Annotated in this window: 6 protein-coding genes and 1 pseudogene; 6 read left to right on the top strand and 1 reads right to left on the bottom strand. The window is 67.5% G+C overall.

Annotated features, from left to right (window positions below; all coding sequences use genetic code 11):
• Together AC2VOU_RS17015 and AC2VOU_RS17010 are read left to right on the top strand one after the other, a co-directional pair.
• Window positions 1–237, top strand: a pseudogene (locus AC2VOU_RS17015) (MCE family protein); the annotation flags it as partial.
• A gap of 65 nt (window positions 238–302) precedes the next feature.
• Window positions 303–674 (top strand): DUF427 domain-containing protein, encoded by a 372-nt coding sequence (locus tag AC2VOU_RS17010; RefSeq protein ID WP_486958424.1) that lies wholly within the window; start codon window positions 303–305, stop codon window positions 672–674.
• Here the strand turns inward: AC2VOU_RS17010 and AC2VOU_RS17005 are convergent.
• Entirely contained in the window at window positions 671–1,027 is a 357-nt protein-coding gene (locus AC2VOU_RS17005; protein WP_486958425.1) for a nuclear transport factor 2 family protein, read from the bottom strand. The genes AC2VOU_RS17010 and AC2VOU_RS17005 overlap by 4 nt on opposite strands.
• A 137-nt stretch (window positions 1,028–1,164) precedes the next feature.
• Between AC2VOU_RS17005 and AC2VOU_RS17000 the strand changes: the two genes are divergently transcribed.
• From AC2VOU_RS17000 to AC2VOU_RS16985, 4 genes are all read left to right on the top strand, one after another.
• Window positions 1,165–2,079: a DNA-3-methyladenine glycosylase family protein gene (locus AC2VOU_RS17000; protein WP_486958423.1), complete on the top strand. Its 915-nt coding sequence runs from the start codon at window positions 1,165–1,167 to the stop codon at window positions 2,077–2,079.
• A 43-nt stretch (window positions 2,080–2,122) separates the two neighbouring features.
• Window positions 2,123–2,662 carry a Dps family protein gene (locus AC2VOU_RS16995; RefSeq protein WP_486958422.1) on the top strand — a complete coding sequence of 180 codons (540 nt, stop codon included), beginning with the start codon at window positions 2,123–2,125 and terminating at the stop codon, window positions 2,660–2,662.
• A 219-nt stretch (window positions 2,663–2,881) separates the two neighbouring features.
• Window positions 2,882–3,514, top strand: coding sequence for a TetR/AcrR family transcriptional regulator (locus AC2VOU_RS16990; RefSeq protein WP_486958421.1), 633 nt, complete (start codon window positions 2,882–2,884; stop codon window positions 3,512–3,514).
• A 55-nt stretch (window positions 3,515–3,569) separates the two neighbouring features.
• The coding region (locus AC2VOU_RS16985; RefSeq protein WP_486958420.1) for an SAM-dependent methyltransferase at window positions 3,570–4,377 on the top strand (808 nt) is incomplete at its 3' end.

Here is a 4,377-nt window from a genome sequence, read left to right as displayed (position 1 = left end):
CGACTGCCGCCGCCGGCGCCTCCGGTCGACGACCCGCTGCAGCGGCCCGGATCGGGTTCGGTGCACTGCAACGGTCAGCAGCCCAACCCGTGCACCTACACGCCGGGCGGTGCGAGCGCGATCTATCTGCCGTCCAGTGGCGAAGTGGTGGGGCCCGACGGCGCCAAGTACTCGTTGGAGGACTCGCGCCACACCGGCGACAACGGATGGCAGGACATGCTCGCGCCGGTCAGGTGATCCGCGTCGGGAATCGTGGACGGCCGGCTGCGTTGAAACTGCTATTCGGACCCGAGGAGAACGTTATGACCAGCCGGCCTGTTCTGCAGCCCACCCCCGAGCACCCGATCACCGTCAACCCGACCGGAAAGCGGGTCGTGGTTCGGGTCAACGGCGAGATCGTGGCCGACACCAATGCGGCGCTGGAGCTGCGCGAGTCCACGTATCCTGCGGTGCAGTACATTCCGTTCACGGATGTCGTGCAGGAGGTGCTCACCCGCACCGACACCAGCAGCTACTGCCCGTTCAAGGGCGACGCCGGCTATTACAGCGTGACCACCGGCGGTGTGACGGTCGATGACGTGATCTGGTGCTACGAGCGGCCCTACCCGGCGGTGGCGGCGATCGCCGGCCACGCCGCGTTTTATCCCGACAAAGCCGAGATCACCGTCGGCTAGGCGGTCGCCACGCCGAACACGCGGGCGGTCAGCTGGGTGTCGCTGTACTCGCGCAGCGAGGTGATGAGGCCGTCGCGGGTCTCGAAGATGAAAACGGCGGGGGTGTTGAAGTGCACGCCGTCGCCGGTCTCACCGTGGGCTTCTGCCTCGATCACCACGCTCTCGCCGTCGTTGAAGCACTGCAGGAAGTCGAGGTTCAACTCGGCCCGCTGTTTGCGCCGGTCGACGTCGTCGCGCGACGCCGCTTTGTCCAGCGATGTGCGGGTGACAATGCTCCAGTAGGTGAAGTCGTCGCTGAGCAGCTCAAAGCATTCGTCGACGTCGGCGCCCTCGGACAGGCACTGCAGGAACATCCATGCCAACTCGGCGGACGGAGCGTCGAACGGGGTTGTCACCTGGTCATCCTGACGTGGAACACGGTTGCCGGTCAATTGCCCACCGGGGCATGGCTGCGTGGACGGTTCGGACCTATGCTGTTGAGAAGGAGCAGATGGTGGTCAGCGCCCGCACGGTCACGTTCCCGTGTCCGGTCAGCCCCGCGAACACCCTCTTTCCGTTGCGCCGCGGTCCCGGCGACCCCTGCTTTCACGTCGCTGCCGACGGCGGCATCTGGCGAACCAGCCTGCTGCCCAGCGGATCTGTGACCGCGAGAATCAGCCGCGCTGCCGCCGACGCGGTCGACTGCACGGCCTGGGGCAGCGGCGCCGACGAATTCCTGGAGGCGCTGCCGGCCATGCTCGGCGAGCACGACGACCGGTCGGGGTTCGAGCCGGTGCACCCGATTGTCGCGCAGGCGTATCGACGGGTGCCGCACCTGCGATTGGGCCGCACCGAGCAGGTGCTGGAGGCGCTGATCCCCGCCGTGCTCGAACAGCGCGTCCCGGGCAAGGACGCGTTCCGGGCCTGGCGCCTGCTGGTGACCAAGTTCGGAGCGCCGGCGCCGGGGCCCGCGCCGCAGCGGATGCGGGTGCTGCCGCCGGCCGAGGTGTGGCGGCGCATCCCGTCGTGGGAATTCCACCGCGCCAACGTCGACCCGGGTCGCGCCCGCACCATCGTCGGGTGCACCCAGCGGGCGTCGTCGTTGCAACGGTTGACGTCGTGGCCGGCCGAGAAGGCCCGCGAGGCACTGATGTCGCTGCCCGGGGTCGGGATCTGGACAGCGGCCGAGACGGCGCAACGGGCGTTCGGCGACGCCGACGCGCTGTCGGTCGGCGACTACCACGTCCCGAAGATGATCGGCTGGACGCTGCTGGGCCGGCCGATCGACGACGCCGAGATGGTCGAACTCCTCGAACCGATGCGCCCGCACCGCCACCGGGTGGTCCGGTTGCTGCAAGCCAGCGGATTGGCCTACGAGCCGCGTCGCGGGGCCCGGCTACCGCTGCAGGACATCCGGGAGTTGTGACGCGCCGGGGTTACGCGCCGCAGTCATCGGGTACAGGACTCTCATGAGTCAATTCACCGTGCCGGGCATGACCGGCCAGCAGGCCGCGAAAACCACTGACCTATTGCAGAAGCAGCTCAGTACCTACAACGACCTTCATCTGACGCTGAAGCACGTGCACTGGAACGTCGTGGGCCCCAACTTTATTGGCGTGCACGAAATGATCGACCCGCAAGTGGACCTGGTTCGCGGATACGCCGACGAAGTGGCCGAGCGGATCGCCACGCTCGGTGGTTCGCCGCAGGGCACGCCGGGCGCGATTCTGAAAGACCGCACCTGGGACGACTATTCGGTCAGCCGCGATACCGTGCAGGCGCACCTGGCCGCGCTCGACTTGGTCTACAACGGCGTCATCGAAGACACCCGCAAGGCCATCGAGGTGACCGAGAAGCTCGACCCGGTGACCCAAGACATCTTGATCGACCACGCCGCCGAACTGGAGAAGTTCCAGTGGTTTGTGCGCGCACATCTCGAGAACGCCGGCGGGTCGCTGACGCACGAAGGTGCCTCGACCGAGAAAGGCGCGGCGAAGACGGCGCGCTGACGCGTCGCGGAATAAGCGGACCGCGCTCCGGGTATATCGGGTCCGCGCATTGCACAGCGTCAGCAGCGCAGCACTGGGCCCAGGTGTCCACCTGGACCAGATGGACGAGGTGGGATACCTGCCCGGTCCCCCGACGGTCTGAGGCCGCACACCGCGGCCGGCTCACTGGCGTGTCAATTTTGTGAAAATCACAGGTGTGACCTATGGCACAATTGTCGCGTGGTGCAGACAGCGAACAGGGGGCCGGGGCGCCCCCCGGCAGCAAAGGCCGCTGAAACACGTAAGCGCATTCTGTCGGCCGCGCGTGAGGTGTTCAGCGAACGCGGTTACGACGGCGCCACCTTCCAGGCGATTGCGGTCCGCGCTGACCTGACCCGGCCCGCGATCAACCACTACTTCGCAGACAAGCGCGCCCTGTACTGGCAGGTGCTGGACGACACCAACAACGGCATGGTCGCCGCCAGTACGCAGCGGGCCCGCATGGAGGCAACGCTGACCGGCCGGGTGTCGGCCTTCATCGAAGGCACCGTCGAAGCCGAACTGGAGAACCGCGCCGCATCGGCCTTTCTGATCGCCGCCACGTTGGAATCGCACCGTCACCCGGAATTGAGCCGGCCGGAAAGCGACTCGGTGAACGCCACCCGCTCGTTCCTGCTGTGGGCGATCAACGACGGCATCCGCAACGGCGAGCTGAGCCAAAGCACCAACGCCGTCGCGCTCACCGAGATGTTGCTGGCGGTGCTGCTGGGGATGGGGTTCTATGCCGGCTTTGTCGGCGGCCGCGCCGAATTCGACGCGATCATCGAGCAGCTGAAATTGTTACTGACCCGAAGCTTGAGCCGACAGCGGTGAGGTAGCTCACACAACCATATAGGTTGCCTAACTTATTCGGTAGTATGTGGGCGTTATGACCGACGTAACTGACACGGCCTCGATGCGCTCCGCGGGCGATAGCTGGGACATCACCGAAAGCGTGGGCGCCACCGCCTTGAGCGTGGCTGCGGCCCGCGCCATGGAGACGGGATCGGATGACCCGCTGATCCGCGACCCGTTCGCTCACCTGCTGGTCTCCGCCGCCGGGCAGCCGTGGGAGCGGCTGGCCAGTTCGCTGGACTGGATCGGCGACGACGACCACGGACGGCGAGCCCACCGGCTGGCCATCGACTACCAGGCCGTGCGCACGCACTACTTCGACTCGTACTTCGCAGACGCTGTCGCCGGCGGGATCCGGCAGGTGGTGATCCTGGCCGCGGGCCTGGACTCCCGGGCTTTCCGGCTCGATTGGCCCGTGGGCACCGTCGTCTACGAGATCGACCAGCCGCAGGTCGTCGCCTACAAGACGGCCACGCTGGAGTCGGCCGGCGCGGCTGCGACGGCGCAGCGCCGGACCGTTCGAGTCGACCTGCGCGACGACTGGGCCGCCGCGTTGACGGCCGCGGGTTTCGACCCGGGCCGCCCGACCGCCTGGCTGGCCGAAGGCCTGCTGCCATACCTGCCGGCCGAAGCTCAGGACCGGCTGTTCGACATCGTGACCGGGCTCAGCGCTCCCGGCAGCCGGGTGGCGGTCGAATCGTTCAGCCTCGGCACGGCCGACAGCGAAGCGCGTCGGGTCGCGCGGCGGGCGCGGTTCGACCGGATGCGGCAGCGGCTCGGCTTGGACATCAACGTCGAGACCCTGACCTATCAGGAAAGTGATCGGGCCGACGCCGCGGATT

It is taken from the genome of Mycobacterium sp. TH-M25, assembly GCF_057473665.1.
The sequence above is the reverse complement of the archived record's forward strand: the minus strand, read 5'-3'. Positions and strand labels throughout refer to the sequence as shown.

Bases quoted from the DNA above. Each gene is read 5' to 3' on its own strand.
- AC2VOU_RS16995 (WP_486958422.1), top strand. From the start codon at position 2,123: ATGAGTCAATTCACCGTGCCGGGCATGACCGGCCAGCAGGCCGCGAAA.
- AC2VOU_RS17000 (WP_486958423.1), top strand. From the start codon at position 1,165: ATGGTGGTCAGCGCCCGCACGGTCACGTTCCCGTGTCCGGTCAGCCCC.
- AC2VOU_RS17005 (WP_486958425.1), bottom strand. From the start codon at position 1,027: ATGTTCCTGCAGTGCCTGTCCGAGGGCGCCGACGTCGACGAATGCTTT.
- AC2VOU_RS17010 (WP_486958424.1), top strand. From the start codon at position 303: ATGACCAGCCGGCCTGTTCTGCAGCCCACCCCCGAGCACCCGATCACC.